This is a genomic window from Subtercola boreus (assembly GCF_006716115.1).
GTDB lineage: Bacteria > Actinomycetota > Actinomycetes > Actinomycetales > Microbacteriaceae > Subtercola > Subtercola boreus.
In genome coordinates, this window is record NZ_VFOO01000001.1 from 116,720 (window position 1) to 143,050 (window position 26,331).

A 26,331-nucleotide genomic window follows, 5' to 3' on the forward strand; every position below is an offset into this window, starting at 1 on the left:
CAACACCCGGCCAGCCCCAGTGTACGACTCCCCGTGTCACGCTCCGCCTGCAGAGGGATGCCCCCCGGCCCGGGTGCTTGCTACCGTGGCCGCATGGCTCCAACCACCGAGAGTTCCCTCCCCTGGCAGCGACCCCGTCCGCTCCCGCGGGCCCTTCGGCGGGATGCGCTCCTGGCCGGTCTGCTGGTTCTGGCCACGGCGGCCAGCGCCTTCCTCTACTCGTCGATCGTCACGGCGCCGCCTGCAGCCTGGTGGGTCACGGTGCTCTGGGCGATCGTGATCGCCGGATCCCTCGCCCTTCGCCGGAGGTTCCCCGCCGTCGTGGCCGTCGTCGTGTCGGCTGCCTTCGTCGTGGGCCAGTTGCTGTCGGTGCCCGAGGTGCTGTTCAGCAACATCTGCCTGTTCATCGCCATCTACTCGCTCGGGGCGTGGGGTCGCAGTCGCAGGGTCGCCACGACCGTGCGAGTGGTGATCATCGTGGGTATGTTCCTCTGGTTGTTCGCCTTCCTGCTGGTGAGTGCGACGGCTCCGACCGCTTTCTCGATGGGCGGCCACGGGATGCTCGATCCCTTCGTCGCTCTCGCGGCGTTCCAGGTGCTGCAGAACCTGCTCTACTTCGCCGCGGCCTACTATTTCGGCAACAGTGCGTGGACCTCGGCACTCGCACGGCACCAGTTGGAGACGCGCACGCGCGAACTGCAGGCCGAACGGGAGATCAGCCAGGCGCAGGCTGTCATTCTCGAACGGGTGCGCATCGCCCGGGAGCTCCACGACGTCGTCGCTCACCACGTGTCGGTGATGGGCGTGCAGGCGGGAGCGGCCCGGCGTGTGCTCGCCACAGTGCGGGGCGAGCACGCCGGGGATCCGGCGCAGCTGGCGAAAGCCACTGCCGCCGTCGCCGCCATCGAACAGAATGCGAGGCAGGCGGTGGATGACCTGCACCAGTTGCTCGGAGCCCTGCGCCAGCCCGGGGCGGGCGTCTCCACCCCGGGCAACGACGCCAGCACGCACGGCGTCGAGCAGCTCCCGGCTCTCATCGACCAGACCCGCCTGGCCGGCCTGGTGGTCGACTTCTCGGTCATCGGCAGCCCGCGAGCCCTCTCGCCCGCCACGAGCCTGAACGTCTACCGCATCGCGCAGGAGGCCCTGACGAACAGCCGGAAGCACGCGGGTGCCGCGGTACGGGTGGATGCCCGGCTGCGCTATCTCGACAACGCGGTCGAGATCGAGGTGAGCGATGACGGGCGCGGCTCCGGTCGCGCGCAGGTCGACGGGGAACGTGCCGGTCTAGGACTCGTCGGGATGCGTGAACGGGTCGATGCCGCTGGAGGCATATTGGAGGTCGGACCCAAAGCCCGCGGGGGATATGTCGTCCGGGCGCGACTGCCGCTCGCGCCCGAAGACGCTGACGCGCCGGAAGACACCGACGCGCCGGAAGACACTGACGCGCCAAGTGAGGTGCACGCGTGATCGGTGGGACGGGCATCCAGAACCCGGCGGAGGCCACGCCGACCGCACCGATCCGCGTGTTACTCGTCGACGACCAGCATCTCGTGCGGGTCGGGCTCCGGATGATCCTTGAGACCGAGGAGGGCATCGACGTGGTGGGCGAGGCCTCAGACGGAGCCAGCGCGGTGGCGCTCGCGGCCGAGCTGTCGCCCCAGGTGATCTGCATGGATGTGCAGATGCCGGGCATGGACGGTCTCGAGGCGACCCGGCGGATCGTGGCGAGCGGCTCGTCGGCGGGCATCCTGGTGCTGACGACCTTCAACCGGGACGACTATCTCTTCGACGCACTCAAAGCGGGCGCCAGTGGCTTCGTGCTGAAGAACGCGACGCCCGAGAGCATCGTCGAGGCGGTGCAGGTGATCGCGCGCGGAGAGGCGCTGCTCTCGCCCGACGTGACCCGCACCGTGATCGAGCACCTCGTGAGCGGCACGGAGCGCCCGGTCGGGCGACCGGCCCCGGTACCGGAGCTCACCGACCTCACCGACCGGGAACGGGAGGTGCTCGGCCTGCTCGCCGCCGGACGCTCGAACGCCGAGATCGCGCGCGAGCTGTACCTCGGTGAGGCGACGGTGAAGACGCACGTTTCGAAGATCCTCGCGAAGCTGGGGCTCCGCGACCGCATCCAGGCCGTGGTCTTCGGTTACGAGAACGGGATCGTCGTGCCCGGGATTCAGCCTCCCGGCTGAGAGCAGCCCGCCTCGCGGTTGATGCGCGCCGCCGGCGACCTTCGTAGCGTGGAAGCATCACCCACGGAATGGAGACAGCATGCTCGAAGTCGCGAATGTGTCCAGGTCGTTCGGGGGCCGCCGGGCCCTCGACGATGTCAGCTTCACGGTCGGCGACGGCCGGATGACCGGGTTCGTCGGCGGCAACGGGGCCGGCAAGACGACCACCATGCGGATCATCCTCGGAGTGCTCTCGAGTGACGCCGGATCGGTCTCGCTGGACGGCCGCGCCCTCACCCCGGCTGACCGCGCGCTCTTCGGCTACATGCCCGAGGAACGCGGGCTCTACCCGAAGATGAAGGTCGCCGAGCAGATCGTCTACCTCGGCCGGTTGCACGGAATGTCCCGTGCCGCGGCCAGCTCGAACACCGAACGACTGCTGCAGAGCCTGTCGCTGACCGAACGGGCCGACGACACCGTCGAGAGCCTCTCGCTCGGCAACCAGCAGCGCGCCCAGATCGCCGCAGCACTGGTGCACGACCCCGAGGTGCTCGTGCTCGACGAGCCGTTCTCGGGGCTCGACCCGATCGCGGTCGAGTCGGTGCAGGGCGTGCTCACCGAGTACGCCTCCCGCGGGGTGCCCGTGCTCTTCTCCTCGCACCAGCTCGACATCGTCGAGCGCATCTGCGACGACCTGGTGGTGATCGCGGGCGGCTCGATCCGGGCGAGCGGGTCGAAGACCGAGCTGCAGGCCGAGCACGGCGGTTCGCGCTACGAGATCGAGCTGTCGGTCGACGCCGGCTGGCTGCGCGACGTCGACGGGGTCACCGTGGTCGACTTCGACGGCGGGTACGCGCTCTTCGAGGTGAACGGTGCCGCCGCGACATCCGGAGCGGAGGCCGCCGCCGACGCCGACGCCGTCGCGCAGGGCGTGCTGGCCGAAGCCCTCCGCCGGGGACACGTGCGCCGCTTCGCCCCCGAACATCTCTCCCTCACCCAGATCTTCAAGGAGGTCGTCCGATGACCGCACCACGATCGACCACGCCCGGTTCGTCCGCGCCCGGGTCGGCCGCACCACGCTCGACACCGCGATTCAGCCAGAGCGTCCGGCTCGTCGCCCAGCGCGAGATGTCCATGCGGCTCCGCAGCAAGGCGTTCCTGATCTCCACGGGCATCCTGATGTTCGCTGTGCTGGCGTCCGTCGTGATCGGCGGTCTCGTCGGCGGCATGAGTTCTGCTCCCAAGGTCAGCGTCGTCGAGGGATCCAGCGTCGCCACAACCGTGCAGGCGATCGATGGTCTCGACGTGCGGGTCGCTCCATCGACGGATGCCGCGGAGGCACTCGTGCGCGACGGCACGGTCGACGCGGCCGTTCTCGGCGCAGACACGGGGTCGGCGGCATCCGGAGCCTCACCCTTCACGGTCGTCGCGCTCGACACGGCCCCGGCCGGAGTGGTGCAGGCGCTCAGCATCGCGCCGACCGTGCAGCTGCTGGAGCCGAGCGACCAGAATCCCCTGATCGTCTACTTCGTCGCGCTGGCGTTCGGGCTCGTCTTCTTCATGTCGGCGATCACCTTCGGCAGCACCATCGCGCAGAGCGTCGTCGAGGAGAAGCAGACCAGGGTCGTCGAGATCCTGCTGTCGACCATCTCCGCCCGAGCTCTGCTCGCCGGCAAGGTGCTCGGCAACAGCCTGCTCGCGTTCGGGCAGATCTCGGCCATCGCCGTGCTCGCGGGGATCGGACTGCTCGTCACCGGCCAGACCGCCCTGCTCGGGAGCCTCGGGCCGTCGATCATCTGGTTCGTGGTGTTCTTCGTCTTCGGCTTCGTGCTGCTCGCCTCGCTCTACGCGGCGACCGCGGCGCTCGTCTCCCGGCAGGAGGACATCGGATCGGTGACCTCGCCGGTGATGATGCTCGTGATGATCCCCTACTTCCTGGTGATCTTCTTCAACGACAACCCGGTGGTGCTCGGCATCATGTCGTACGTGCCGTTCTCGGCGCCGGTCGGGATGCCCATGCGGCTGTTCCTCGGCACGGCCGAGTGGTGGGAGCCGCTTCTCGCCCTCGTGGTGCTGGTCGTCGTGACGGCCGGGGTGATCGCGCTGGGTTCGCGGATCTACGCGAACTCGCTGCTCCGCACCGGAGCCCGGGTGAAGCTTGCGGACGCGCTCCGCGGCTGACCCAGCGCGCGCGGCTCGCGCGTCGGACCCAGTGCGCGCGGCTCGCGCGGCCGACCCAGTGCGCGCGGCTCGCGCGGCCGACGCACCGTGCGCGGCTCGCGCGTCAGGGGGCGGTGATGCGGAGCATCACGCGCGGCTTCTGGCGGCGGGCCGCGATCCGCTCGATGAGCATCACCACGCGGTACTCGAAGCCGTACTTCGCGCGGAACGTTCCGGTGAGACGCTCCACCTCCTCCGGGGCATCGATGATCCGGGCACTGCCCTCGATCATCGGGGCCCCCGCCGGCACCCGGCCGCGCCGGTCGCAGGGCCGCAGCTCCACCCGGGTGTTGTTGCGGAGGCGCTTGACCTTGCCGCTCTCGGACGGCGTCACGACGAGCAGCGCATCTCCGTCCCGCGCCACCCAGACCGGTGTCGACACCGGCACCCCGGTCTTCCGGAAGGTCGTCAGCGATGCGAACGGTTCGCCGGCCAGCGCGGTGAGGGATCCGGCGGCTGCGCCGGCCTGTTCGGAGGGAGTCATGATCCTGAGCTTACGGTCGCGCGGCGCCGTCTCGTCGCGGAGCACGCTCCCCACATGGCGGAGCGCGCGTCGGGCCTCGGGTGTCCACGGAGCCCCGACGAAGTCGTGGAAGGCCGACGCGTACAGCCGCAACTCGATCCGCCCACCCGCAGCCGCGACCGCGCGGGCCAGCGCCTTCGCGTCCGGCGCGAGCAGGTCGTGGGCACCCTGGTAGACGTAGACGGGTGGCAGGTCCGCGAGGTCGGCGAAGAGTGGGCTCACCAGCGGGGACCGGGGGTCGAGGTCGTCCGCCCACCACATCCCGGCCGCGACCATGCCTGCCACGGCGAGCATGGGGTCGAGCCTGGCGGCTGCGGGCACCTCCGGGTTCGAGAGGGTGATGTCGAGCCAGGGCGAGAAGAGGATCACCGCCCGGGGCGGGGTGAGTCGGGCATCCCGGAGCCGGATCGCCTGCCCGAGCGCCAGCCCGCCACCCGCCGAGTCGCCGGCGAGGTACACCCGGTCGCCGTGTGTGCGGACGGCCGCCGCGTACACCGCGTCGAGCAGGTCGTACGCCTCGTCGACATGGTGTTCGGGCGCAAGACCGTAGAACGGCACGGTGACGGTCGCCCCGCCCGAGGCGATGAGCGACGCTATGATCTGCCAGTGCGCCGCGACGAGCGGGTACACGTAGACGCCGCCGTGCGTGTAGATCACGTGCGCCCCGCTCGCCCCCGATTTCGGGGTCAGCTGCACCACGCGACATCCGTCGACGGTGAGCTCCCGCACGGTGGCGAGGCGGTGGATGGCCCGGGGGATCGGGGCGGCCGGCTTCCGGTCGGCGACCCGGCCGAGCACGGTGGCGGCATCCTTCGTACCCACCGGCCTCGTGCGGAGGAGCATCCGGGTCACGGCCATCGAGATCGACATGGGAGCTCCTTCTGCGGGGTTGCTCCGATGATACGGCGCGGATGCCCGGGCCAGACCGGATCATTACTGGACTCAGTCCATCAAAGCTATACTCGTGCCATGGTGGACATGAGGGAACTGGGCGTCGGGCGCGAATTCGTGCCCTACGCAGAAGCGCTGGCGCTCCAGCGCCGCACCCACGCGAGCGTCGTCGCGGGACAATCGGCCGGCACGGTGCTGCTGCTCGAACATCCGTCGGTCTACACGGCAGGCAAGCGCACCGACCCGTCGGAGCGGCCCGACGACGGCACCCCGGTGATCGACGTCGACCGTGGCGGCAAGATCACCTGGCACGGCCCCGGGCAGCTCGTCGGCTACCCGATCGTCAGGCTGCCGGAGCCGATCGACGTTGTGCAGTACGTTCGCGACCTCGAATCCGTGCTGATCGCTGTGCTCGCAGACCTCGGAGTCGACGCGCGGCGGGTGGTGGGACGATCGGGCGCCTGGGTGGGTGAGCCCGGTGCGGAGGCCAAGATCGCGGCCATCGGCATCCGGGTCGCCGACGGCGTCGCCATGCACGGCTTCGCCCTCAACTGCAGCAACAGCCTCGAGGCGTACGGGCGCATCGTGGCCTGCGGCATCCGCGACGCGGGCGTGACCACCATCTCGGAGGTCGTCGGCCGGGAGGTCACCCCGGCCGAGGCGCTGCCGTTCGTGGAAGAACGGCTCGCCCAGCTCTTCGAACGGTGGGTGGATGACCGGGCCGCCGCCGAAGGCCTCGCCGCCTCGCGTGCCGCCGCCGGGCGCGCCGCCATCGCAACCGCGGGGGTCGCCGCATGAGCGTCGAGATCCCCGCCGGCCGGAAGCTCCTGCGCCTCGAGGTGCGGAACGCCGAAGTCCCCATCGAGAAGAAGCCCGAGTGGATCAAGACGAAGGCCAAGTTCGGGCCTGAGTACCGGCAGCTGCAGGAGCTCGTGAAGACCGAAGACCTGCACACGGTCTGCCAGGAGGCCGGCTGCCCCAACATCTTCGAATGCTGGGAAGACCGCGAGGCGACCTTCCTGATCGGTGGTTCGCAGTGCACCAGGCGCTGCGACTTCTGCCAGATCGACACCGGCAAGCCCGCAGACTACGACACCGACGAGCCGAGGAGAGTCGCGGCATCCGTCGCCTCGATGAAGCTGCGCTACGCGACCGTCACGGGCGTGGCGCGCGACGACCTGCCCGACGAGGGCGCGTGGCTGCATGCCGAGACCGTGCGGCGGATCCACGCAGAGAACCCGGGAACGGGCGTCGAGATCCTCGCCACCGACTTCTCGGGGAACCCTGCGCTGCTGGGCGAGGTGTTCTCGTCCAGGCCCGAGGTGTTCGCCCACAATGTGGAGACGGTGCCGCGGATCTTCAAGCGGATCCGCCCGGCGTTCCGCTACGAGCGGTCGCTCGACGTGCTGTCGCAGGCGCGGGCGGCGTCGCTGATCACGAAGTCGAACCTCATCCTCGGGATGGGGGAGGAGCGCGCTGAGATCAGCCAGGCGCTACAGGACCTCCACGATGCGGGCACCGACATCATCACGCTGACGCAGTACCTGCGGCCTTCCCCCCGGCACCTGCCGGTCGCGCGCTGGGTTCACCCGTCGGAGTTCGTCGAGCTGAAGGAGGAGGCGCAGCAGATCGGATTCCTCGGGGTGCTCGCCGGCCCGCTGGTGCGGTCGTCGTACCGCGCCGGCCGTCTCTGGGCGCAGTCCATGCGCGCGAAGGGCTGGGCGCTGCCGCCCGCGCTCGCGCACTTCGAGGAGCAGCCGGCCTCGTTCCTGCAGGCCGTCTGACCCGTCGTCTCTCCGGCCGAGCACAGTCGCCGCGCGGCCGTTGCGCGCCCGCCCTCGGCTCGCCGCCCCCCGCCCGGCCGATCTCAACGAGCCACCGGGGGAGGCGGCCGAGTACGAACGGGCGTCGCTCAGGTCGCACGGCCGCGCGGGTGGTGCCGTGTCGGCTCATGTTCGTCCATTTGACGCTGCCGGGTGGGGGGCGGCCGGGTGGCAGGGCCGGGTAGCAGGGCCGGGTGCGGCGGGACGGCGGCTCAGCCGCGCGGCAGGTGGGGGTACTCGGCCGCGCGGCCCTGGAACTCGAGGATCGCCGGGTTCTGGATGCGCCCGCCGGCGATCTCGATGGCGCGGGTGATCGTGTCCGACTCCGCCCAGGCATCCGGACCCGACATCACGGGGCGGAGGAACGGCATCAGCGCCTCGCTGATCTCCCAGGTGGTCGAGTTCCAGAGGAACGACGGGCTGTGGTCGACGGCGTAGTAGTTCGTGGCCTGCCCGACCGTGAACATCGGGTCGGCGAAGGTCGTCGGCCGCGCCCAGCTGAAACCCATTCCCTCGTCGACCGAGACATCCACGATCAGGCTGCCCGGCCGGAACGCGTCGAGGTCTTCGAGGCGCAGGTACGTGAGCGGAGCGTTCGGGTCCTGCAGGGTGCAGTTCACGACGATGTCGCGCTCGGCGAGGAACGGCGCGAGCAGCACGGGACCCTCGGCCGAGTTCACGATGCTCTCGTACGGGGCTTCGTCGTTGTGCTCGAACTGGATGATGTCGACCGACGGTATCGGTGAGCCGACCGCCGCGATGCTGCGGTTGGTCAGCACCTGAACGTCGTGGATCCCGTGGGCGTTCAGCGCGGTGACGGCCCCGCGGGCGGTCGCGCCGAACCCGATCACGACGGCGGTGAGCCGGCGGCCGTAGTCGCCGGTCGATCCGCAGAGCTGCAGGGAGTGCAGCACCGAGCAGTATCCGGCGAGTTCGTTGTTCTTGTGGAACACGTGCAGGCCGTAACTGCCGTCGCTGTTCCAGTGGTTCATGGCCTCCCACGCGATGAGGGTGAGGCTCTTGTCGATCGCGAGCTGGGTGATTCCCCTGTCTTGCACGCAGTGCGGCCAGCCCCAGAGCGTCTGGCCGTCACGCAGCTCTTCGAGGTCGCTCGCCTGCGGTTTCGGCAGCAGCACGACGTCGGCCAGCGCGAGGATCTCCTCCCGGGAGCCCATCGCCCCGACGAGCGGCGCGAGGTCGGCATCCGCGATTCCGAAACGTTCCCCGTAGCCGTACTCCAGCACCATGTTCGCGCGCAGATCTTCGTCGATCCGTTCGAAGTGCGCTGGATGGATCGGCAGCCGCTTCTCGTCGACCTTCCGTGAGGTGTGCAGAACTCCGAGCCGCAACAGGGACTGGGGAGGAGTGGACGCGCCTGTGGACGAGAGGTCGGGAGCGGTCGTGTCAAGGGAGGTCGGGGCCATGGGCTGAGGCTACGCCACGCAGCTCACTGCCGGGTTTCGGTGCGTAGGCTTGGAGCCATGACGACTGTGTACCCCGCTCCCCTCACTCCGGCGCTCGAAACCCTCCTGGCCTCTGTGGAGGAGACCGCACCTGTCGAGACCGGAGCCATCACCTTCGGCGGGTTCGGCGGCTTCCTCGCCAAGCCCGCGGCACCGGATGCCCGCCCGGCCGTGCTCATCATCAGCGACTGGTCCGGGCTGAACAACCACGCCCGGGTGCGCGCCGAGATGCTTGCGCGCCTCGGCTACATCGCCCTCGCCGGCGACGTCTACGGGGACGGCCGGGAAGTCGGGCAGGAAGAGGCGTCCGCACTGGCGGGGAGCTACTACGCCGACACCGACCTCTTCCGCGCGCACCTCGCGGCGAATCTCGAACGGCTGCGGGCGGAGCCGGGCGTCGACCCCGAACGCATCGCGGTGATGGGCTACTGCTTCGGCGGATCGGGTGCCCTCGAACTGGCCCGCGCCGGGGCGGACATCGCCGGTGCGGTCTCGTTCCACGGCCGCCTCGCCACCGAGACCCCCGCTGAGAAGGGCGCCATCACCGCACCGCTGCTGGTGCTGACCGGCGCAGCAGACCCCGTCGTGCCCGACGAGCAGGTCGTCGACTTCGAGAACGAACTGCGGGGCGCCGAGGCCCCCGACTGGCAGGTGGTCAGCTACAGCGGCGCGATGCACGCCTTCACGATGCCCGACACGAACGCCCCCGACTACGGAGCGATGTTCGACGCCACCGCGAACGCGCGATCCTGGGTCGCCATGCGGGCGTTCTTCGACGAGATCTTCGCGTGACCAGGATCGGGACCATCGTTTGAACAGGGACACCAACGGCCAGCCGTTCAGTGACCTGCCGTTCGGCGGCGCGAGCCTGGAGGTGTTGCGTGCTGAGGCGCGCGAAGAGCTCGACACCGTCGTGCAGGAGCGACTGCTCGGTGGCGAAGACCCGTGGGCCTTCATGGAGGAACTGCCCACCGTCGATGAACTCGTGGTGTACCTGCTGCGCGCCGAGGCCATCGAGGCGAATGGGGGCCAACGGGCATCCGGTGCCCGGGAGTACCGGGTGCTTCGCCAGATAGCTCTGCAGCACCCAAACCTCACAAAGACCGTCTGGCGGATGCTCGGGGAGCACGGCTGGCAACCGGAGAGGGCCCAGAACCACTGATGTGGCCGTCGGCATCAGTCGACGCTGCGGTCGGGTAGAATAGCACTCTGTGCTCACTGTGCCATGCTTTTTTCGCTGGCATTCACCGGGATTCTCGTCGAGGGGGTCTGCTGGGGTGGGCCGAGACGATTTGAACAGAGGCTGTCGTAATTGAAGATTGAAGTCGGCGAGACACTCGTCTACCCCCACCACGGCGCGGTCACCATCACGGCGATCGAATCCCGCGACGTGAAGGGCGAGCAGAAGCGGTTCATCACGCTGAACGTGCACACCAGTGAGCTCACCATCAAGATCCCTGTCGACAACATCGATCTGGTCGGTGTGCGCGACGTCATCGACGACGCCGGCGTGCAGGCCGTGTACGACGTGCTGCAGAACCCGTTCGTCGAGGAGCCGGGCAACTGGTCTCGTCGCTACAAGGCCAACCAGGAGAAGATGGCGTCGGGTGACGTGAACCGCGTCGGCGAGGTCGTGCGCGACCTCTGGCGCCGCAACGAAGACAAGGGCGTGTCGGCCGGCGAGAAGCGGATGCTCGAGAAGGCCCGCCAGATCCTCGTCTCCGAGCTCGCGCTCGCCCAGTCGCTGAGCGACGAGAAGGCGTCTCTGCTGCTCGACGACGTGCTGGCCGCCGTCAAGTAGCCCGCCCCCCCTCTAGCGCGGCAGCGCGGCCCGCACGGCTCGCGCCGCTTGCACAGCCTGCACGCCTGCACGGCCCGCGCCGCCTGCGCGGCCCGCGCGAAGGGACCCGAATCGTCCCATAGGCCACGGTTGGCGCGATGTGCGCCCCTTCGGGCGGGAGCTGACGCTGTGTGCGCTCCTCGGGTGGGAGTTGGCGCGGTGGCGCGATGTGCGCGACCCTCGGGCGGGAACTGGGGTGGTGTGCGCCCCTTCGGGCGGGAGTTGCCGCGATGGCGCGATGCGCGCTGAGGGGCGTTACCGCGGGCGTCGGGCGGGCACCAGCTCACACACTCTCCGTCGCGCCGTGTGCTTTGACGCGGCCGACGGATCATTCGTCGCGGATCCCACCGCGTTCTGTCCCCTCCATGGCTCCGGTGCCTCGCGCAACCACCCGGGCCCCTGTGCCCCTGTGCCCCCGCCTCTGCGACCCCCATGACCATGCGCGCCTGTGCCCCGCGCCCGTGCGCGTCTGTGGCCCCGAGACCCCCGCCCCTGCGCGCTTGCGCCCCCGAGCCCCCGGCGCCAATGCCCCCCGCGCCGCTTCGGCGGCCCCCCCTCGGCCTGCCGTCGAATCGATTCGATGGGGCCGTAACTGCTTCGAAGACGCGGTTTGCGAGCAGTTCAGGTCCTTTCGAATCGATTCGACGCGGGGCTCGGGGAGGGGAGGGGCTTCCGGGGAGGGGGCGCGGAGTGTGTACATTGGGGGGAGATTCGGCGAAGTTCCAGCGCAAAGCTGGCCTGCGGGGCGATCAGTGTGTACATTCGAGGAGGAGATCGTCGAACGGCAAAGGAGGCAGCGGTGGCGTCACGAGCGAGCGACCGGGCCTATGACCTCCTCCGCGACGAGATCCTGGAGTGGCAGCTCGAACCCGGCACCACCCTCGGCGAAGTCGAGACGGCAGCCCGTCTCGGCATCTCGCGCACACCGCTCCGTGAAGCGCTCGGGCGCCTGCAGGCCGACGGTCTGCTCGCCGAATCGGGCCGCGGACTCGTCGTCACCACGGTGTCGACCGACAACGTCGCCGAGCTGTTCGAACTCCGCCAGGCGCTCGAACAGCAGGCCGCCCGCCTGGCCGCCGCCCGCCGCGATCCGGCCGTGTTCGCCGACCTGCTGTCGCGGTTCCGCTCCGCGCCCGCGTTGCTCGCCGCCGAGGACCCCGGCCGGCACGACTACTACGAGCTCGTGCGCGAGTTCGACGCATCCGTTGACGAAGCCGTGCGGAGCTCCTACCTGGTCTCCGCCCTCGCGAACCTGCGCATCCACCTCGCCCGCGTGCGGCGCCTCTCGCAGGACAATCCCGAGCGCCTCCTCGAAGCAGCGGGCGAGCACCGGATGATCGTCGAGGCCATCCACGACGGCGATGCCGACCTGGCCGCCCACGCCACTCACCTGCACCTGCACAACTCGCTGCGGGCGATACTCTCCACCACCCACACCCCCGCAACCCACACCCCCGAAACCCACGCCCCCGCACCATCCTGATCGAGAGGACCCCACCTGTGGTCGAACACCTGAACGTGCGCACCTACAAGAGCGACGAAGACCTGCCCCGCGAGAACCAGCTCGCCCACCGCATCGCGGAGGTCGCCGCCGACCCCGTCGAGGTCACCCCCGAGGTGGTCGACATGGTCATCAACCGCATCATCGACAACGCGAGCGTGGCTGCGGCCTCCCTCACCCGAAAGCCCGTCGTCTCCGCCCGCTCGCAGGCCGAGGCCCACCCGTACACGCCGGGATCGACCGTGTTCGGGCTGCCCGCCGACCAGACCGCGAGCCCCGAGTGGGCCGCGTGGGCGAACGGAGTTGCCGTGCGCGAGCTCGACTTCCACGACACGTTCCTCGCCGCAGAGTATTCGCATCCGGGCGACAACATCCCGCCGATCCTCGCCGTGGCGCAGCACGCCGGCAAGACCGGCGCCGACCTCGTGCGCGGCATCGCGACCGGCTACGAGATCCAGATCGACCTCGTGAAAGCGATCAGCCTGCACGAGTTCAAGATCGACCACGTCGCGCACCTCGGTCCGTCGGCCGCGGCCGGCATCGGCACCCTGCTCGGCCTCGACGTCGAGACCATCTTCCAGGCCGTCGGCCAGGCCCTGCACGTCACGACCGCCACCCGCCAGTCCCGGAAGGGCGAGATCTCCAGCTGGAAGGCGCACGCTCCCGCCTTCGCCGGCAAGATGGCGGTCGAGGCAGTCGACCGGGCGATGCGCGGCGAGACCAGCCCCACCCCCATCTACGAGGGCGAAGACGGGGTGATCGCGTGGCTGCTCGGTGGCCCCGAGCGCGTGTACGACGTCGCCCTCCCCGCCGCGGGCGAGGCCAAGCGCGCCATCCTCGACAGCTACACCAAGGAGCACTCGGCGGAGTACCAGGCGCAGGCGTGGATCGACCTCGCCCGGAAGCTCCACTCCGAGCATCCGGAGCTCGTCGACCCGGCCAACGTCACGCGGATCGTGCTGCACACCTCGCACCACACGCACTTCGTCATCGGATCGGGTGCCGGCGACCCGCAGAAGTACGACCCCACCGCGTCGCGCGAGACGCTCGACCACTCGATCCCGTACATCTTCACTGTCGCGCTGCAGGACGGCGCCTGGAACCACGTCGACTCCTACCTGCCCAGCCGGGCCGGGCGGGAAGACACGGTCACGCTCTGGAACAAGGTCAGCACGGTCGAAGACGCCGAGTGGACGCGCCGCTACCACTCGAACGACGTCACCGAGAAGGCGTTCGGCGGTCGAGTGGAGATCGACCTCGCGAACGGCGAACGGATCGTCGACGAGATCGCTGTGGCGGATGCCCACCCGCTCGGTGCCCGGCCGTTCCAGCGCGCCGACTACATCCAGAAGTTCCGCACCCTCGCTGCGGGAGTTCTGGAGGAGGCCGAGATCGAGCGCTTCCTCGCGCTCGCCGAGCGCACCAACGAGCTGACCGCCGACGAGGTGCGCCAGCTGACGATCGTCGCGAAACCCGGCCTGTACGCCGACGTCGAAACCCCGAAGGGACTGTTCTGATGCTGTACGCCACCAAGACCCCCGCCGACAAGCGCGCCGACTTCCGCGCGTCGCTCGCCACCGAAAAGCTGCACCGCCTGCCCGGCGCCTTCAACCCGCTCTCCGCCAAGATGATCCAGGCCAAGGGCTTCGAGGGCGTCTACGTCTCCGGCGCTGTGCTGAGCGCCGACCTCGGGCTCCCCGACATCGGCCTCACCACGCTCACGGAGGTCGCGGGCCGCACCCAGCAGATCGCCCGGATGACCGACCTGCCCGTTCTGGTCGACGCCGACACCGGCTTCGGCGAACCCATGAACGTGGCTCGCAGCATCCAGACCCTCGAAGACGCCGGGGTCGCGGGTCTCCACATCGAGGACCAGGTCAACCCGAAACGCTGCGGTCACCTCGACGGCAAGCAGGTCGTCGATCTGGATGTCGCGCTGAAGCGCATCCGCGCCGCAGCCGACGCCCGCCGCGACCCGAACCTGCTCATCATGGCGCGCACCGATGTGCGGGCCGTCGAAGGTCTCGCCGCCGCCCAGGACCGCGCCCGCGCGCTCGTGGACGCGGGAGCCGACGCCATCTTCCCCGAAGCGATGGCCGACCTCACCGAGTTCGAGGCGATCCGCGCGGTCGTCGACGTGCCCGTGCTGGCGAACATGACCGAATTCGGCAAGAGTGAGTTGTTCACGACCAGCCAGCTCGAGAGCGTCGGCATCAACATCGTCATCTACCCGGTGTCGCTGCTGCGGCTCGCGATGGGGGCGGCCGACCGGGCGCTCGACGTGCTGAACGCCGAGGGCTCGCTGAACAGTGTGGTCGGTGAGATGCAGCACCGCGCCGACCTCTACGAACTGCTCGACTACGAGGCGTACAACGCGTTCGACTCGTCGGTCTTCACCTTCACGATCACGCGATAACACCAGAAGAAAGGGAGCTGTCATGGGCGACACCACCATCACGACCACCACCGAGCCGGAGATCCGCAAGGGCCTCGCCGGGGTATACGCGGACTACACCGCTGTCTCGAAGGTCAATGCCGAGACCAACTCGCTGCTCTACCGCGGCTACCCCGTGCAGGAGCTCGCGGCGAACTGCTCGTTCGAGCAGGTCGCGTACCTGCTCTGGCACGGCGAACTGCCGACCGCGACGCAACTGGAGGAGCTGCAGCACGTCGAGAGGTCGTTCCGCTCGCTCGACCCCGAGATCAAGCAGGTCATCGACATCCTGCCGACCAGCGCCCACCCGATGGACGTGCTGCGCACCGCCGTCAGTGCGATCGGTGCGCTCGACCCGCACGCGGACGATTCGAGTGTCGAGTCGAACCTCGCGAAGTCGGTGCAGCTGCTCGCGCAGATCCCGGCCGTCGTCGCCTACGACCAGCGCCGCCGCCACGGGCTCGACATCATCGAGCCCAACGACGAGCTGAGCTACGCGGAGAACTTCCTCTACGTCACCTTCGGCGAGGTGCCCGACAAGGTCGTGGTCGACGCATTCAACGTCTCACTCATCCTGTACGCCGAGCATTCCTTCAACGCGTCGACGTTCACCGCGCGGGTCATCACCTCGACTCTCTCCGACCTCTACTCGGCGGTCGTCGGCGGTATCGGTGCGCTGAAGGGTCCCCTGCACGGCGGGGCCAACGAGGCCGTCATGCACATCTTCGACGAGATCGGCACGGCCGACAAGGCGGCCGACTGGCTGGCCGGTGCGCTGGCGGAGAAGCGCAAGATCATGGGCTTCGGCCACCGCGTCTACAAGAACGGCGACTCGCGCGTTCCCACGATGAAGGCGTCGCTCGACACCCTGGTGGAGTACTACCAGCGCCCCGACCTCGCCGAGCTCTATGACAACCTCGAAGAGGCGATGACCGGCGGCAAGAACATCAAGCCGAACCTCGACTACCCCTCAGGGCCCGCCTACCACCTGATGGGATTCGACACCCCGACCTTCACCCCGCTCTTCGTCGCGGCGCGCATCACCGGCTGGACCGCCCACATCATGGAGCAGTTGGCCGCCAACTCCCTCATCCGCCCGCTGAGCGCCTACAACGGCGTCGACGAACGTCACCTCGAGAGGTAGCGCTCCCAGTCGCCGTTCCGCACCCGCCCGGAGTGCATCTCCGTCTGGGCGAGGGCGGAACGGCGATACGACCCTGCGAGACCGTCCCAGCCGGCCGTCCAGTGCAGCTGTCCGGCGACCTGCCACACGGTGGCTTCCGGATGCCCGGACAGCACGGCCGCGGCCTCCCGCGTGCGGCGATCGTGGTGTTCGGCCGTCTGGCGGCGCCGTTCGCCGAGCCCGGTGAACCGATATCCGTGGCCGGGCAGCACTTCCCAGTCGTCGAACGGCTCGAGCTGTTCGAGTGAATCGATGTACGTCGTGACCGGGTTGCCGGGCATCCGGCCGCCGAGACCGATGCCGGGGAAGATCATCGGCAGAACGTGGTCACCGGTGAACAGCAGCCGGGCATCCTCATCGGCGAAGCAGACGCTACCGGCCGTGTGCCCCGGAGTCGCCAGCACCCGGATGCTGCGGCCGGGGATGTCGAGGGTGTCGCCGGGCTGCAGCAGCAGGTCGGCGCGGGTGTCGACGATGGCGGCTTCGGAGAGGAACGTGCTCTCGAGCGCCGGCCTTTCGTCGTCGGGCACGCCCCAGCGGGTGAAATCGTCGTCGCTGTAGCTGATGGCCGGCACCAGCGCCTGCTCGGCGATGGCCTCCTGGTCGATGCCGCTGAGGCCTATGCGTGCGCCGAATGCCTCCTGCAGCCGTCCCGCGAGGCCGATGTGGTCGATGTGCATGTGCGTCATCGTGGCGCTCGCGATGCGGCCGACGCTGCTGCCGATCTCGGCGAGGGCGTGTTCGAGTGCGGCGAAGTTCTCGTCGGAATCCCAGGCCGGGTCGATGATGTGCACCCGGTCCTCCGCGTCGACGATCAGGTAGCACAGCGTGTACGGCAGCTGCGGGTTCGGCATGGCCTGAGGCAGGGCCCAGACTCCCTCGCCGATCTCTTCGAGCGGCGGGACCGTTCCGTTCGCGGTGGCGGTGAACTGGATCGGGCTCGTGGGCTGCATGCCCTTCACGCTAGCGCGCTGCGCTCCGCTGTGCGCGGGTCACGTGCTGCGGTGGGTCTGGCGCGGGGGCTCGGTGAGGCCCGACGCGATGGTTCTGAGGTGCGCGAGCACGGTGCTGACCGCGGCGCGCTCGAGGGTCTCCGGGCGTGCGAGGCAGTCGATGTGGCGGCCGAGGCCGGGGTGGGCGAGCGGGCGGAGCACCAGGTCGGGGTGCGTGGCGAGGTCGGTCGTGTAGCGGGGCATCAGGGCGATCGAGCCGCTCGCGGTGACGACGGTGGCGGCGACGAGGAACTCGTTGATCCGGTGCAGGATGCGCGGCTCGCTTCCGCTGACGCCCGCAATCACCGTGATGGCCTGCTCGAGAGGGAAGCCCTCGTGCACCGCCACCCAGCTCTCGTCCCGCAGGTCGGCGGGCTCGATCACGGGATGGGAAGCCAGAGGATGGTCGGCGCGCATCGCGATGTCGAGGGGCTCGAACAGCAGTGGTTCCACCCGCACCGACGACGGCCAGGGCGGGCTGCCGACCAGCCGGTGCGCGATCACGAGATCGTGGTCTGACGTGAGGGCTGGGAACTCCTCCTGGGCCACGTCGAAATCGCTGAGCCTCACCTGCGGGCGGCCGGGGCCCTGCGCAGCGAGGATCAGCCGGCCGAAGACCGCCAGAGCCGCGCTGTGGAAGGCCGCCACCGACACCGTGCCCGAGGGGTCACCCTGGAAGCGTGCCACCGCCTGGCCCGCACGTTCGAGCGCCACTTCGACGTCGATCGCCGCGGCAGCCAGTGCGCGACCGGCGTCGGTGAGGGCGGTTCGCCGCCCGTTCCTGAACGTCAGCGGGGCGGGGGAGTGGCGCTGCAGGGCGCTGATCTGCTGCGAGACCGACGACGGTGAGACGTGCAGTGCCGCGGCGACGGCCGCGATACTGCCCCGGTCGCCCAACTCACGCAGCGCACGCAGCTGGCCCAGTTCCATAAGTTCAAGCTAACGTACCGGTGCTGATACTGCTGTCTTGTCTTATGGATTGAGACGCCGGAACATGAACGGGTGACCGATCTTCTGAACCGCTTCCGCGTCGACCTCTTGCTGCTCCTCGTCGCGGCATCGTGGGGTTCGACCTACCTCGCGGCCAAGGAGCTGGTCACGCCGGGTTCCGTTGTGGCGTTGCTCGCGGTGCGCATGCTGCTCGCCGCCGGGGTCATGGCGGTCGTCGTGGCCGGTCGGCGCCGTCGGGTCACTGCCGCCGAGGTGCGTGTCGGTGTGGTGCTCGGGATGCTGCTCGCCGCGGTGTTCGCCTTCGAGACGTTCGGCATCGCCCACACCTCGGCCACCAATGCCGGGCTCATCATCAGCCTGACGATCGTGTTCACGCCCCTCCTCGACTCCGCCGTCTCCGGTCGGCGCCTGCCCGGGAGGTTCTTCCTCGCCGCCGTCATCGCTGTCGTCGGAGTGTCGCTGCTCGCCGGGAACGGCGCGCTTCGCCCGCCCAGCGCCGGAGACCTGCTCGTGCTCGTGGCGGCGATCATCCGGGCTGTGCACGTCACCTCGATGTCGAAGCTCACCGCCGGCCGCACGATGGACTCGCTGCACCTCACGACCGTGCAAGTCGCCACCTGCGCTGCACTCTTCTCCGCAGCATCCCTGTTCGCCGGCGACTCGGTACCGCAGTTCCTCGCGCGGCTCGACCCCGCGCGGAGCGTGCTGCTCCTCTACCTCGTGCTCGTCTGCACCGTGTTCGCCTTCTTCGTGCAGACCTGGGCCGTGCGGCGCACCTCTCCGTCGAGGGTCAGCCTCCTGCTCGGCACCGAACCGATCTGGGCCGCCCTCATCGGGATCACGCTCGCCCACGACATCCTGACCCCCGCAGGGTACGCCGGCATCGCGCTCATCCTCGCCGGCACGGCGTGGGGCCGCTCGATCGAGCAGCGCCACCGCGCCGCGCATCCCCGAATCGGCGGCCTCACCGCGATCCCCCGCAGATAGCGCGGCGGATCCGGCGGAGGCCGCCCGTTCGCCGAATCCCCGGCGTTCACTGCCGCCCTGGGGGCCCTGGCCGGGAGGGGGGGTCAGGCGCCGAGCGCCATCCGGATGCCGAGCCCGAGCATCACGACGGCGATCAGCGCGTCGAGCACACGCCAGGCGCCGGGGCGGGCGAAGACGGGGCGGAGGAGTCTCGCGCCGAAGCCGAGGCCGAAGAACCAGAGGAAGCTGGCGAGGATCGCCCCGGCGACCCACCACCAGCGCTCAGCGACACCCTGCTGGTTCGCCACGGAGCCGAGGAAGATCACGGTGTCGAGGTAGACGTGCGGGTTCAGCCAGGTAAGGGCGAGAGCGGTGAGCACGGCGGTCGAGAGACGCGCGCGGGGCGCGCCTGCTGCGCCGTCCGCACCGGCTGCGCCGTCTGCGTCCGGGACGAGCGCCTTCGGGTGGAAGGCGCGGTACGCCGCGAAGAGGCCGTACACGATGAGGAACCCCGAGCCGACGACACGGATGACCACGAGCACGGCCGGTGCCGCCGCGATCAGGGCGCCGATGCCGAGCGTTCCTGCGACGATGAGGACTGCGTCGGAGAGGGCGCAGATCGAGACGACGACAGCGATCATCCGGCCCCGCCCCTCGATGCCGAGCCGCAGCACGAAGGCGTTCTGCGCGCCGATGGCGATGATCAGCGAGAGCCCGGTGAGGAGGCCGAGGAGGGCGGGCAGGAGGGTCTCGGATGCAGGCACGGTCTGACCCTAAGCGCACGGAGAAAGTGAATCCAGCTAAAGTTTTTCAGGCCTCCTAAGATCTGCTTATGACGGGATTCGCGCGCGACCAACTCGAGACCCTCGTCGTGCTGGTCGACGAGGGCACGTTCGAGGCCACGGCGGGCCGGCTGCACATCACCGCCTCTGCCGTCTCCCAGCGGGTCAAGGCGATGGAGCAGCGCGCGGGCCAGATCCTCGTCGAACGGAGCAATCCGGTGCGAACGACGCCGGCGGGCGACGTGGTGCTGCGCCTCGCGCGCCAGGTGCAGCTGGTCGAGACCGAGGCCCTCACCGAACTCGGGCAGGCGGGGGTGGGTGAGGGAACGGCGAGGCCGGTCATCCCGATCGCGGTGAACGCCGACAGCCTCGCCACCTGGTTCCTCCCGGCGCTCGCCGCGGCCGCAGAGCGCCTCGATGTCGTCTTCGACGTGCGGCGTGACGACCAGGGCTACACGACGGCCATGCTGCGCTCGGGTTCGGTGATGGCGGCTGTCACGTCGACTCCGGAGCCGGTGCAGGGCTGCTCGGTGACGCCGCTCGGAGTGATGCGCTACCGCGCGGTGGCGAGCCCGTCGTTTCTCGCGAGGTTCAGGGGCGACGGCGGCCTCGCCTCGTGGCTGCCGACCGCGCCGCATCTCGACTTCGACCGCCGGGACGACCTGCAGCAGGGGTTCCTCCGCCAGCTGGTTCCGGATGCCCCGGCCCTCCCTGCCCCGCGGCACTATGTGCCGACCTCGGCCGACTTCGCCCGCGCGATCGTGGCGGGGCTCGGCTGGGGGATGCTGCCCGAGCAGCAGTGCGGGGCGGAGCTCGGCCGCGGCGACCTCGAAGAGTTGGCCCCGCACCTGCCCGCCGACGTGCCACTGTTCTGGCAGCGCTGGAACCTGGCGTCGACTCTACTCGACGGTCTGACCGTGGCGGTGCGGCGGGCGGCCGCGACGAGTCTCCGCGCGGCCTGACGGAGGGGTGGTGCCTGAGGTTCGGGTGTGCCTAGGCTGAGGGAGGGCATCCAGAGCCTGGTCTTTTAGAGAGTGCCCAGCATCCGGGAGAGGCGGTGACGGCATGAAGCGCAGCAGGAACGAACTGATGACGCTGGAGGAGGCGACGCGCATCGAGGCGCAGGTCACCGCCGGGTCGCTCGACCTCACCCTGCCGGGAACGCAGGCGCTGGTCGACGAGGCGCACCGCGTGCACGTGAGCGCCTACATGTGGGGGACGACCCGGGGTGAGTCCGGCCGGAAGCGGTTGCACACGGGCATCGCTGTCGGCATCGGGATGGTCGTCGTGACGGTCGGCGGGTTCTGCGTGCCGTTCCTCGAAGGGCGCTGAGCTGCGCATCCGGCGCCAGGTCGGCTGAGCCGCGGATCGGAGCGTCAGGTCAGATCGACCGACACCCGCGCCCGGTCGGCAGCCACATCGATGGTGTGTCGGCCGAGCCGGGCGAACAGCGGCCACACCGCGGGGTCGATTCCGCGTCGCCGCGTGTCCGTGAGCGAGAAGACGACCGTGGTGCGCGGAGGGGCATCCGGCGCCTCTGTCTGCGAGAAGACTAGTTCGAGCACGGGCGCTGTGGCGGTGGATGCGCAGAGCCAGGTCAGCGCGAGCAGGTTCCGGCGGCGCGCCGGTTCGAGGCCGCCGGCGAGTGCTCCGGGGTCGACGACGGTGACCGTTCGGGAGAGCCGTTCCGATTCCGAGACCGCGATCTGCAGCCAGGTCTGCTCGTGATCGGCCACGAGCGCGAGCCGGAGGTCGTCGCTCAGCACCTCCGCACGGGCGGCCGTTGCGTCGTCGATGGGCTGGTCGACGGGGAGTTCTGAGACCAACGCCAGCAGGTGCTCCGCGTCCCCGTCGAGGCGCCGGAGTTCTGAGACGGCTCCCATGCCGTGGCCGAGCGGGGGTGCCGTCACCAGGCTCTCCGTGACCGCCCGGTCGATCTTCTGGCCGAGAAAATGGTCCGAAGCGCCGATCATCGAGATTCCGGCCACCACCGGCGTGAGCCCGAGGAGGATGCCGGTGACCCCGGGGGAGAGGCCCGACGGGTCCGAGACGTATCCGGCCAGCACGGCCGCTCCTCCGGTCACCGCGAGGCAGAGGGCGCCGACCACACTCCGCCGGAGCGGCTGCAGGGGAAGGCAGGCCATGAGGCACGCCCCGAATCCGATCGTCGCCGTGGGATAGAAGGGCGTCGCCTCGTCGTGGACCGCGAATCCGCTGAGGTCGAGGGCGATGGCCAGCACACCCACCCAGATGATCAGCCCCGAGATCCGGCTCGGGATGATTCCCCCGCTCCTCTTCGCGGCCACGACCGCAGCGACGAAGGTGACGAGCAGGAGCCCCCACGCGAGGAGGGACAGCCAGCGGAGCGGCCCGTCCGACCACGACCACGCCAGCGAGGCGAGGCCCCGCACCATCAGCAGGCCGCCGAGCACAGCGAACCCGAGGCCCAGGTAGCCGGCGCTCACGTTCCGGTCCTGTCGGATGCGGGTGCGCAGCCGGCTGATCGCAGCAGGACCTCCACTCTGGGCCGCGGCGAGCTGGGACAGGGTGCTGGCCGCGCCCCGTTCCGTGAGCGAGCGGCCGGATGGAGCGCTCATCGCGGTATCTCCAGCAGCACGGTCGTGCCGTGGCCGGGCGAGGAGAACACCCGGGCGACTCCGCCGACGGCGGCGATCCTGGCTTCGATCGACTCGGCCAGCCCGAGACGGCCTTCTGGCACGAGAGCCCGTTCGAACCCGGAACCGGTGTCTGTCACGACGGCACGCACCAGTCGGTCATCCTGGCTGATGGTGACCTCGGCGGAGACCTCGCCCGAATGGCGACGCACATTCTCGAGGCACTGGGCGACGGCTCGTGTCAGTGCGTCGAGCTGGGTGGGCGAGGCTGCCACCCGGTCGTCACCGTGCCAGGTGACGGTGAAGTCGTGCGACGCGCTCCATCTGTCGACCGTGCGGTGGAGGTCATCGGCCGCACCCGGCAGGGACGGGTCGGGAGGACCCGAGGGCGACGCGGTGAACGTGCCGGCCGTACGGAGCTGAGCGAGCAGGGCGCTGTCGGAGGCCGCCTGTTCCCGGATCGCCCGCGGGGGCACCCCGACGCCCGAGTGGGCGATCACGGTCAGGGTCGCGAGCACGGTGTCGTGCAGCACCCGGGCGCCGTAACGCCGTTCTGCCTCAGTCTCGGTGGAGCGTCGTTCGGCCGCGTACCCCTCCTGCAGCTGTTCGAGACCTGTCTCCGCGCGCTTCACGCTCCGAGCGAGCCAGAGCCCGGCGAAGCTCATCGCGATCCAGCCGCCGACGATGGCGATGGCGACGAACGGGGTGCGGCCGAAGGGCGCGGTCACGATCACCGCCAGCACCAGGACGGGCGGCAGGGAGGCGATGGCGACGTAGGGGAGAGACCGCCGGTCGGCGACCGCGACCAGCAGAGACGGAATGGCCGTCGATGCCAGAGCCGTCACCGACGCGACGGTCGCGGCAGAGTCGACCCGGGCCCCCGGGAGCAGGAAGGTGGCCAGCGTGCCCAGACCGACAACGTAGGTGACCGCTGCCCAGAGCACACTCCAGCGGCTGTCCACGAGGATGAAACCGCCGACCATGATGACGAGCCCGATGAGTGCCGGGGCGAACGCGGCCACGCGGCTCAGCTCCGGTACCGCAAGATTGAGCATCGCGGAGAGGCAGAACACGACCCCGAATCCCCGGGCGCAGGCGGCACCGAGCCGGAAGCGCCCCGGGGCTGTCTGCGATCCCACGGAACCCGGCTGGCCCTCTGCCCGGGAACGTGTCGTCACCCCTGAAATCTACCGCGGAACGGGTCGATCTGCCGAGCGGGGGAGCTCGTCGTTGTCACCCATCCGGGTGACGATCTGGCAGGATGCACCCATGGGACCTTCTGGAATCCGACTCGCCATCGTCGATGACCATCGGATGCTCCTGACTGCCCTGAGCGAGTGGATCAGGGGTGCCGCCACCGACATCGAGCTCGTCGCCGCGGTGAGCTCGTGGCCAGACCTGCTGGCGCATCCGCAGTTCCCGGTGGATGTCGTGCTGCTCGACCTCGACCTCCGCGACAACCTGCCGATCTCGGTGAAGCTGCGGGCTCTCGGCACGGTCGGGGCCCGAGCAGTGGTGATGAGCACGTACTCCGAGCCGGGGGTGGTGCGGGAGGCGCTCGCATCCGGCGCGCTCGGCTACATCGTGAAGAGCGAACGGGCCGAGACCATCGTGCTCGCGGTGCGGGCCGCCCATTCGGGCAGCACCTTCCTCTCCCCCCGGCTGGCGGCCCAGCTCGAGACAACAGTTGATGCCTCGCTCCTGTCGGCGCAGGAACGGCGGATCATGGCCCTCTACAGTTCGGGCGACTCGGCGAAGCGCATTGCAGCGGCGCTCTTCATCAGTGAGGAGACGGCGAAGTCCCATCTGAAGCGCATCCGCCGGAAGTACCGGCTGGCGGGCATCGATGTCAGCACGAAGGTGGCTCTCCGCGAGGAGGCGATCCGGAGCGGCATCATCGCGCCGGGCGAGCGGGGCGAACGCAGCGACCCGCGCCGCGCCGCGCCGCGCTGACCGGCCGCGTCAGGAGACGGGTGCCCCGCACGACTCGTCCACCCACGGCTGCAGGGCCTCGCAGAGCGGGCCGAGCTCCGCGTCGAGCCGGCGGGTGAGCATTCCCGCCGGCTCCGAGAGCGGCAGCCAACTGCGGAGCTGGGCGAGGAACAGCGACTGCACGGCCCCGCTGACCACCGGCGGCACGACATGGTCGGCCGGGCATCCGATGCGCTCCACCAGGAAGTCGGACACCGCGTCGGCCCAGAGGATCCAGTGCGCCGACTCCCCGTCACGGAGTTCCGGAGAGGTGTCGATGAGCCGGAACCGCCGCATCCAGATGCCCTGCTCGTCTGCGTCGCCGGTGAGGGCTTCGACGACGGCCAGACGAACGGCCGTGAGGGCTGGAACCGAGGGGTCTGACTCGGCGAGGAGGGAACGCAACCGGGCGATGTGCACATCGAAGGCGAGCCAGACGATGTCGGATTTCGAGGAGTAGTACCGGAAGAAGCTGGTCTTGCTGACGCCGCAGGCGGCGGCGATCGCCGTGACGGTGGTGGCCGCGAACCCGCGTTCGAGAAAGAGGGCGATCGCCTTCGCCTCGATCTCTTCACGACTCGAGGCAGGGGGCCGACCACGCGGTTGGGAAGAACCGGTCATGGTTTCAGCCTACGCCGCGGGTTCTGTGAGGTGTTTGTGCGTCGCGCGGGATGCGGCGCCGATCGCGTGCGCTTCCCCGTGGCGACGGTTCTGCTCTGACCCCTTCTGCTCTAGCGTGGAGGGGCGCGCGCAACGCCGCGCCGTTCAACCGATCTCCTGGGAGGCACAACCATGGTCAGTTCCGCTGCGGCAACCGAGAGCTACGAGAACCTCACCGTTCTGATGCGCGATGAGGAGGGCGTTGCGGTGACCGCCGACGGGCTCACCGTGCACGGCACGCTCTTCGCGTTCCTCCACGGTGACGACCTCGTGGTCGAACTGCCCGCCGCCCGAGGTGCCGACCTGCAGCAGCGCGGCATCGCCGCGGTGCACGCGGCCACGGGACTCCGCGCCGGCGACTGGGTGCGCGTGGAGGACCAGCAGCTCTGGCCCGAGCTCGCCGGCGAGGCCCACACGTTCGTGGGCGAGCCCGCGGTGGGCGGCGACTCGTAGCGTCGGTCCGTCCTGCGGTCGACGGCGGTCGGTCGCAAGGGGTTGCCGTGGGGCCGGTGAGCGGGCGAGGGTGGTAGTACAACCCTTGGAGGCACGAGATGAACGATGGCCCCGATGCCGTCCACCGGCGACCCGACGGTGTCGATGACAAGACGGTCGAGGCGCTCGGCAAGCTGAGCGAGGCGCTGGAAGTCGTCGAGAACGCCCGTGGGCTGCTGTACGGCTTCCATCGGATGACCGGCCAGGCCGATCTCGCCCTCGGGGAGGCTGTGGCGTTGCTGCGTGAGTCCGGGCATCCGGAACTCGCCGACCGCATCGACGACGAACTCGTCGGGCGGAACGTCATTGACGGGAGGTGGACGTTCCAGATCGTGGAGGACTACGACGCGAACTACTGGTCGGCGTTCCGCGACCTCGAGCGGGCCGCCCGCGAGGCTCTCGTCGGTGGCCGGCGGCACCTCTTCGAGGCGGAAATGAAGGAGGAGCGCCGGAGCCACGGCCGCGCCCACCACGAGGCCCGCCCGCCCGAGCACTGACGCCCGCCCGGGCACGGGCTGGCGCTCGCTCGGCACGCGGGCCGAAGCGCCGCTCGGCGGATCCGCAACCCCCTGGGCGAAATCGTTCCGCAGGCTAGCGTTGTGGGGTGACACCTGACGTGACAGAACCGACCGACGCCGACACTCCGGCGGACGCCCCGGCGGGCATCCCTCCCGGCGACGGCGACTTCGCGGCGGCGCGTCGCGAGCAGCTGCTGACCGCGCCGGGCGCCGACGAGCGCGACGCCGCACCGCGCATCGACGTCTCCGAGGTGGCACCGAACACGAAGCGCATCGACGTGCGGGGCGACGCAGCCTTCCGCCCGGGCAGCTGAGCGGTGCACGCTGAAGGC

28 protein-coding genes are annotated in these 26,331 nt (G+C 69.8%); 20 read left to right on the plus strand and 8 right to left on the minus strand.

All coding sequences use genetic code 11. The annotated features are described in order from the left end of the window. Nucleotides 1-93: 93 nt before the first annotated feature. From FB464_RS00575 to FB464_RS00590, 4 genes are all read left to right on the plus strand, one after another. Complete coding sequence (locus FB464_RS00575; RefSeq protein ID WP_170151952.1) at nucleotides 94-1,470, plus strand: sensor histidine kinase; 1,377 nt, start codon at nucleotides 94-96, stop codon at nucleotides 1,468-1,470. Then, on the plus strand, nucleotides 1,467-2,195 hold the full coding sequence (locus FB464_RS00580; RefSeq protein WP_281279719.1) for a response regulator: 729 nt from the start codon (nucleotides 1,467-1,469) through the stop codon (nucleotides 2,193-2,195). Before FB464_RS00575 ends, FB464_RS00580 begins: the two co-directional genes overlap by 4 nt. Nucleotides 2,196-2,274: 79 nt before the next feature. Beyond that, nucleotides 2,275-3,198: an ABC transporter ATP-binding protein gene (locus FB464_RS00585; protein WP_116415577.1), complete on the plus strand. Its 924-nt coding sequence runs from the start codon at nucleotides 2,275-2,277 to the stop codon at nucleotides 3,196-3,198. Next, nucleotides 3,195-4,355 carry an ABC transporter permease gene (locus FB464_RS00590; protein WP_116415576.1) on the plus strand — a complete coding sequence of 387 codons (1,161 nt, stop codon included), beginning with the start codon at nucleotides 3,195-3,197 and terminating at the stop codon, nucleotides 4,353-4,355. The genes FB464_RS00585 and FB464_RS00590 overlap by 4 nt, the downstream gene beginning before the upstream one ends. Before the next feature lie 103 nt (nucleotides 4,356-4,458). Here FB464_RS00590 and FB464_RS00595 read toward each other — a convergent pair whose 3' ends face one another. Beyond that, nucleotides 4,459-5,787 (minus strand): PPOX class F420-dependent oxidoreductase, encoded by a 1,329-nt coding sequence (locus FB464_RS00595; protein ID WP_116415575.1) that lies wholly within the window; start codon nucleotides 5,785-5,787, stop codon nucleotides 4,459-4,461. 99 nt (nucleotides 5,788-5,886) lie between these two features. Between FB464_RS00595 and lipB the strand changes: the two genes are divergently transcribed. Together lipB and lipA are read left to right on the plus strand one after the other, a co-directional pair. Then, a complete protein-coding gene (gene lipB / locus FB464_RS00600) occupies nucleotides 5,887-6,606 on the plus strand; it encodes a lipoyl(octanoyl) transferase LipB (RefSeq protein ID WP_116415574.1) in 720 nt (239 codons plus the stop codon). Continuing rightward, nucleotides 6,603-7,592 (plus strand): lipoyl synthase, encoded by a 990-nt coding sequence (gene lipA / locus FB464_RS00605; protein ID WP_116415573.1) that lies wholly within the window; start codon nucleotides 6,603-6,605, stop codon nucleotides 7,590-7,592. The genes lipB and lipA overlap by 4 nt, the downstream gene beginning before the upstream one ends. Before the next feature lie 251 nt (nucleotides 7,593-7,843). Here the strand turns inward: lipA and FB464_RS00610 are convergent, their stop codons facing one another. Further along, nucleotides 7,844-9,055, minus strand: coding sequence for a N(5)-(carboxyethyl)ornithine synthase (locus tag FB464_RS00610; RefSeq protein ID WP_116415572.1), 1,212 nt, complete (start codon nucleotides 9,053-9,055; stop codon nucleotides 7,844-7,846). Nucleotides 9,056-9,112: 57 nt separating this feature from the next. Between FB464_RS00610 and FB464_RS00615 the strand changes: the two genes are divergently transcribed. From FB464_RS00615 to FB464_RS00645, 7 genes are all read left to right on the plus strand, one after another. Then, nucleotides 9,113-9,886, plus strand: a complete 774-nt coding sequence (locus FB464_RS00615) for a dienelactone hydrolase family protein (RefSeq protein ID WP_116415571.1) — start codon at nucleotides 9,113-9,115, stop codon at nucleotides 9,884-9,886. A gap of 19 nt (nucleotides 9,887-9,905) precedes the next feature. Next, nucleotides 9,906-10,256 carry a tryptophan synthase subunit alpha gene (locus tag FB464_RS00620; RefSeq protein ID WP_246092864.1) on the plus strand — a complete coding sequence of 117 codons (351 nt, stop codon included), beginning with the start codon at nucleotides 9,906-9,908 and terminating at the stop codon, nucleotides 10,254-10,256. Nucleotides 10,257-10,406: 150 nt separating this feature from the next. Next, nucleotides 10,407-10,895: a CarD family transcriptional regulator gene (locus FB464_RS00625; protein WP_116283994.1), complete on the plus strand. Its 489-nt coding sequence runs from the start codon at nucleotides 10,407-10,409 to the stop codon at nucleotides 10,893-10,895. An 838-nt stretch (nucleotides 10,896-11,733) separates the two neighbouring features. Beyond that, nucleotides 11,734-12,417, plus strand: a complete 684-nt coding sequence (locus FB464_RS00630) for a GntR family transcriptional regulator (protein ID WP_116415570.1) — start codon at nucleotides 11,734-11,736, stop codon at nucleotides 12,415-12,417. Nucleotides 12,418-12,434: 17 nt separating this feature from the next. Continuing rightward, nucleotides 12,435-13,952 (plus strand): MmgE/PrpD family protein, encoded by a 1,518-nt coding sequence (locus FB464_RS00635; RefSeq protein ID WP_116415569.1) that lies wholly within the window; start codon nucleotides 12,435-12,437, stop codon nucleotides 13,950-13,952. Further along, complete coding sequence (gene prpB, locus FB464_RS00640; RefSeq protein ID WP_116415568.1) at nucleotides 13,952-14,851, plus strand: methylisocitrate lyase; 900 nt, start codon at nucleotides 13,952-13,954, stop codon at nucleotides 14,849-14,851. Before FB464_RS00635 ends, prpB begins: the two co-directional genes overlap by 1 nt. A gap of 22 nt (nucleotides 14,852-14,873) precedes the next feature. Beyond that, entirely contained in the window at nucleotides 14,874-16,013 is a 1,140-nt protein-coding gene (locus FB464_RS00645; protein ID WP_116415567.1) for a bifunctional 2-methylcitrate synthase/citrate synthase, read from the plus strand. Here FB464_RS00645 and FB464_RS00650 read toward each other — a convergent pair. Further along, nucleotides 15,998-17,005: an MBL fold metallo-hydrolase gene (locus FB464_RS00650; protein ID WP_116415566.1), complete on the minus strand. Its 1,008-nt coding sequence runs from the start codon at nucleotides 17,003-17,005 to the stop codon at nucleotides 15,998-16,000. The two genes, FB464_RS00645 and FB464_RS00650, sit on opposite strands and share 16 nt — an antisense overlap. Nucleotides 17,006-17,044: 39 nt before the next feature. Next, complete coding sequence (locus FB464_RS00655; RefSeq protein ID WP_116415565.1) at nucleotides 17,045-17,974, minus strand: LysR family transcriptional regulator; 930 nt, start codon at nucleotides 17,972-17,974, stop codon at nucleotides 17,045-17,047. A 72-nt stretch (nucleotides 17,975-18,046) separates the two neighbouring features. Here FB464_RS00655 and FB464_RS00660 point away from each other — a divergent pair, with 72 nt between their 5' ends. Beyond that, the gene (locus FB464_RS00660; RefSeq protein WP_211327389.1) at nucleotides 18,047-18,982 is read left to right on the plus strand and encodes a DMT family transporter; all 936 of its coding nucleotides are present in this window, start codon (nucleotides 18,047-18,049) and stop codon (nucleotides 18,980-18,982) included. Nucleotides 18,983-19,065: 83 nt separating this feature from the next. Here FB464_RS00660 and FB464_RS00665 read toward each other — a convergent pair whose 3' ends face one another. Then, nucleotides 19,066-19,725 (minus strand): LysE/ArgO family amino acid transporter, encoded by a 660-nt coding sequence (locus FB464_RS00665; protein ID WP_116415563.1) that lies wholly within the window; start codon nucleotides 19,723-19,725, stop codon nucleotides 19,066-19,068. A gap of 68 nt (nucleotides 19,726-19,793) precedes the next feature. Here FB464_RS00665 and FB464_RS00670 point away from each other — a divergent pair, with 68 nt between their 5' ends. Beyond that, entirely contained in the window at nucleotides 19,794-20,705 is a 912-nt protein-coding gene (locus FB464_RS00670; protein ID WP_116415562.1) for a LysR family transcriptional regulator ArgP, read from the plus strand. Between the two features lie 103 nt (nucleotides 20,706-20,808). Further along, complete coding sequence (locus tag FB464_RS00675) at nucleotides 20,809-21,075, plus strand: hypothetical protein (protein ID WP_116415561.1); 267 nt, start codon at nucleotides 20,809-20,811, stop codon at nucleotides 21,073-21,075. A 44-nt stretch (nucleotides 21,076-21,119) separates the two neighbouring features. Here the strand turns inward: FB464_RS00675 and FB464_RS00680 are convergent, their stop codons facing one another. Together FB464_RS00680 and FB464_RS00685 are read right to left on the minus strand one after the other, a co-directional pair. Further along, a complete protein-coding gene (locus FB464_RS00680; protein WP_116415560.1) occupies nucleotides 21,120-22,340 on the minus strand; it encodes a hypothetical protein in 1,221 nt (406 codons plus the stop codon). Further along, nucleotides 22,337-23,536 carry a sensor histidine kinase gene (locus tag FB464_RS00685; RefSeq protein ID WP_142206569.1) on the minus strand — a complete coding sequence of 400 codons (1,200 nt, stop codon included), beginning with the start codon at nucleotides 23,534-23,536 and terminating at the stop codon, nucleotides 22,337-22,339. Before FB464_RS00685 ends, FB464_RS00680 begins: the two co-directional genes overlap by 4 nt. 91 nt (nucleotides 23,537-23,627) lie before the next feature. Between FB464_RS00685 and FB464_RS00690 the strand changes: the two genes are divergently transcribed. Beyond that, a complete protein-coding gene (locus FB464_RS00690; RefSeq protein WP_116415558.1) occupies nucleotides 23,628-24,311 on the plus strand; it encodes a LuxR C-terminal-related transcriptional regulator in 684 nt (227 codons plus the stop codon). A gap of 9 nt (nucleotides 24,312-24,320) precedes the next feature. On the opposite strand, the gene FB464_RS00695 is transcribed toward FB464_RS00690, so the two are convergent. Further along, nucleotides 24,321-24,950: an acyl-CoA-like ligand-binding transcription factor gene (locus FB464_RS00695; RefSeq protein ID WP_116415557.1), complete on the minus strand. Its 630-nt coding sequence runs from the start codon at nucleotides 24,948-24,950 to the stop codon at nucleotides 24,321-24,323. Nucleotides 24,951-25,121: 171 nt separating this feature from the next. Here FB464_RS00695 and FB464_RS00700 point away from each other — a divergent pair, with 171 nt between their 5' ends. The 3 genes from FB464_RS00700 to FB464_RS00710 all read left to right on the plus strand — a co-directional run bounded on the left by FB464_RS00700 (nucleotide 25,122) and on the right by FB464_RS00710 (nucleotide 26,313). Next, complete coding sequence (locus tag FB464_RS00700; RefSeq protein ID WP_116415556.1) at nucleotides 25,122-25,442, plus strand: hypothetical protein; 321 nt, start codon at nucleotides 25,122-25,124, stop codon at nucleotides 25,440-25,442. Between the two features lie 98 nt (nucleotides 25,443-25,540). Next, the gene (locus FB464_RS00705) at nucleotides 25,541-25,978 is read left to right on the plus strand and encodes a hypothetical protein (protein WP_116415555.1); all 438 of its coding nucleotides are present in this window, start codon (nucleotides 25,541-25,543) and stop codon (nucleotides 25,976-25,978) included. 107 nt (nucleotides 25,979-26,085) lie between these two features. Then, nucleotides 26,086-26,313: a hypothetical protein gene (locus tag FB464_RS00710; RefSeq protein ID WP_246092865.1), complete on the plus strand. Its 228-nt coding sequence runs from the start codon at nucleotides 26,086-26,088 to the stop codon at nucleotides 26,311-26,313. The last annotated feature ends 18 nt before the right edge of the window (nucleotides 26,314-26,331 follow it).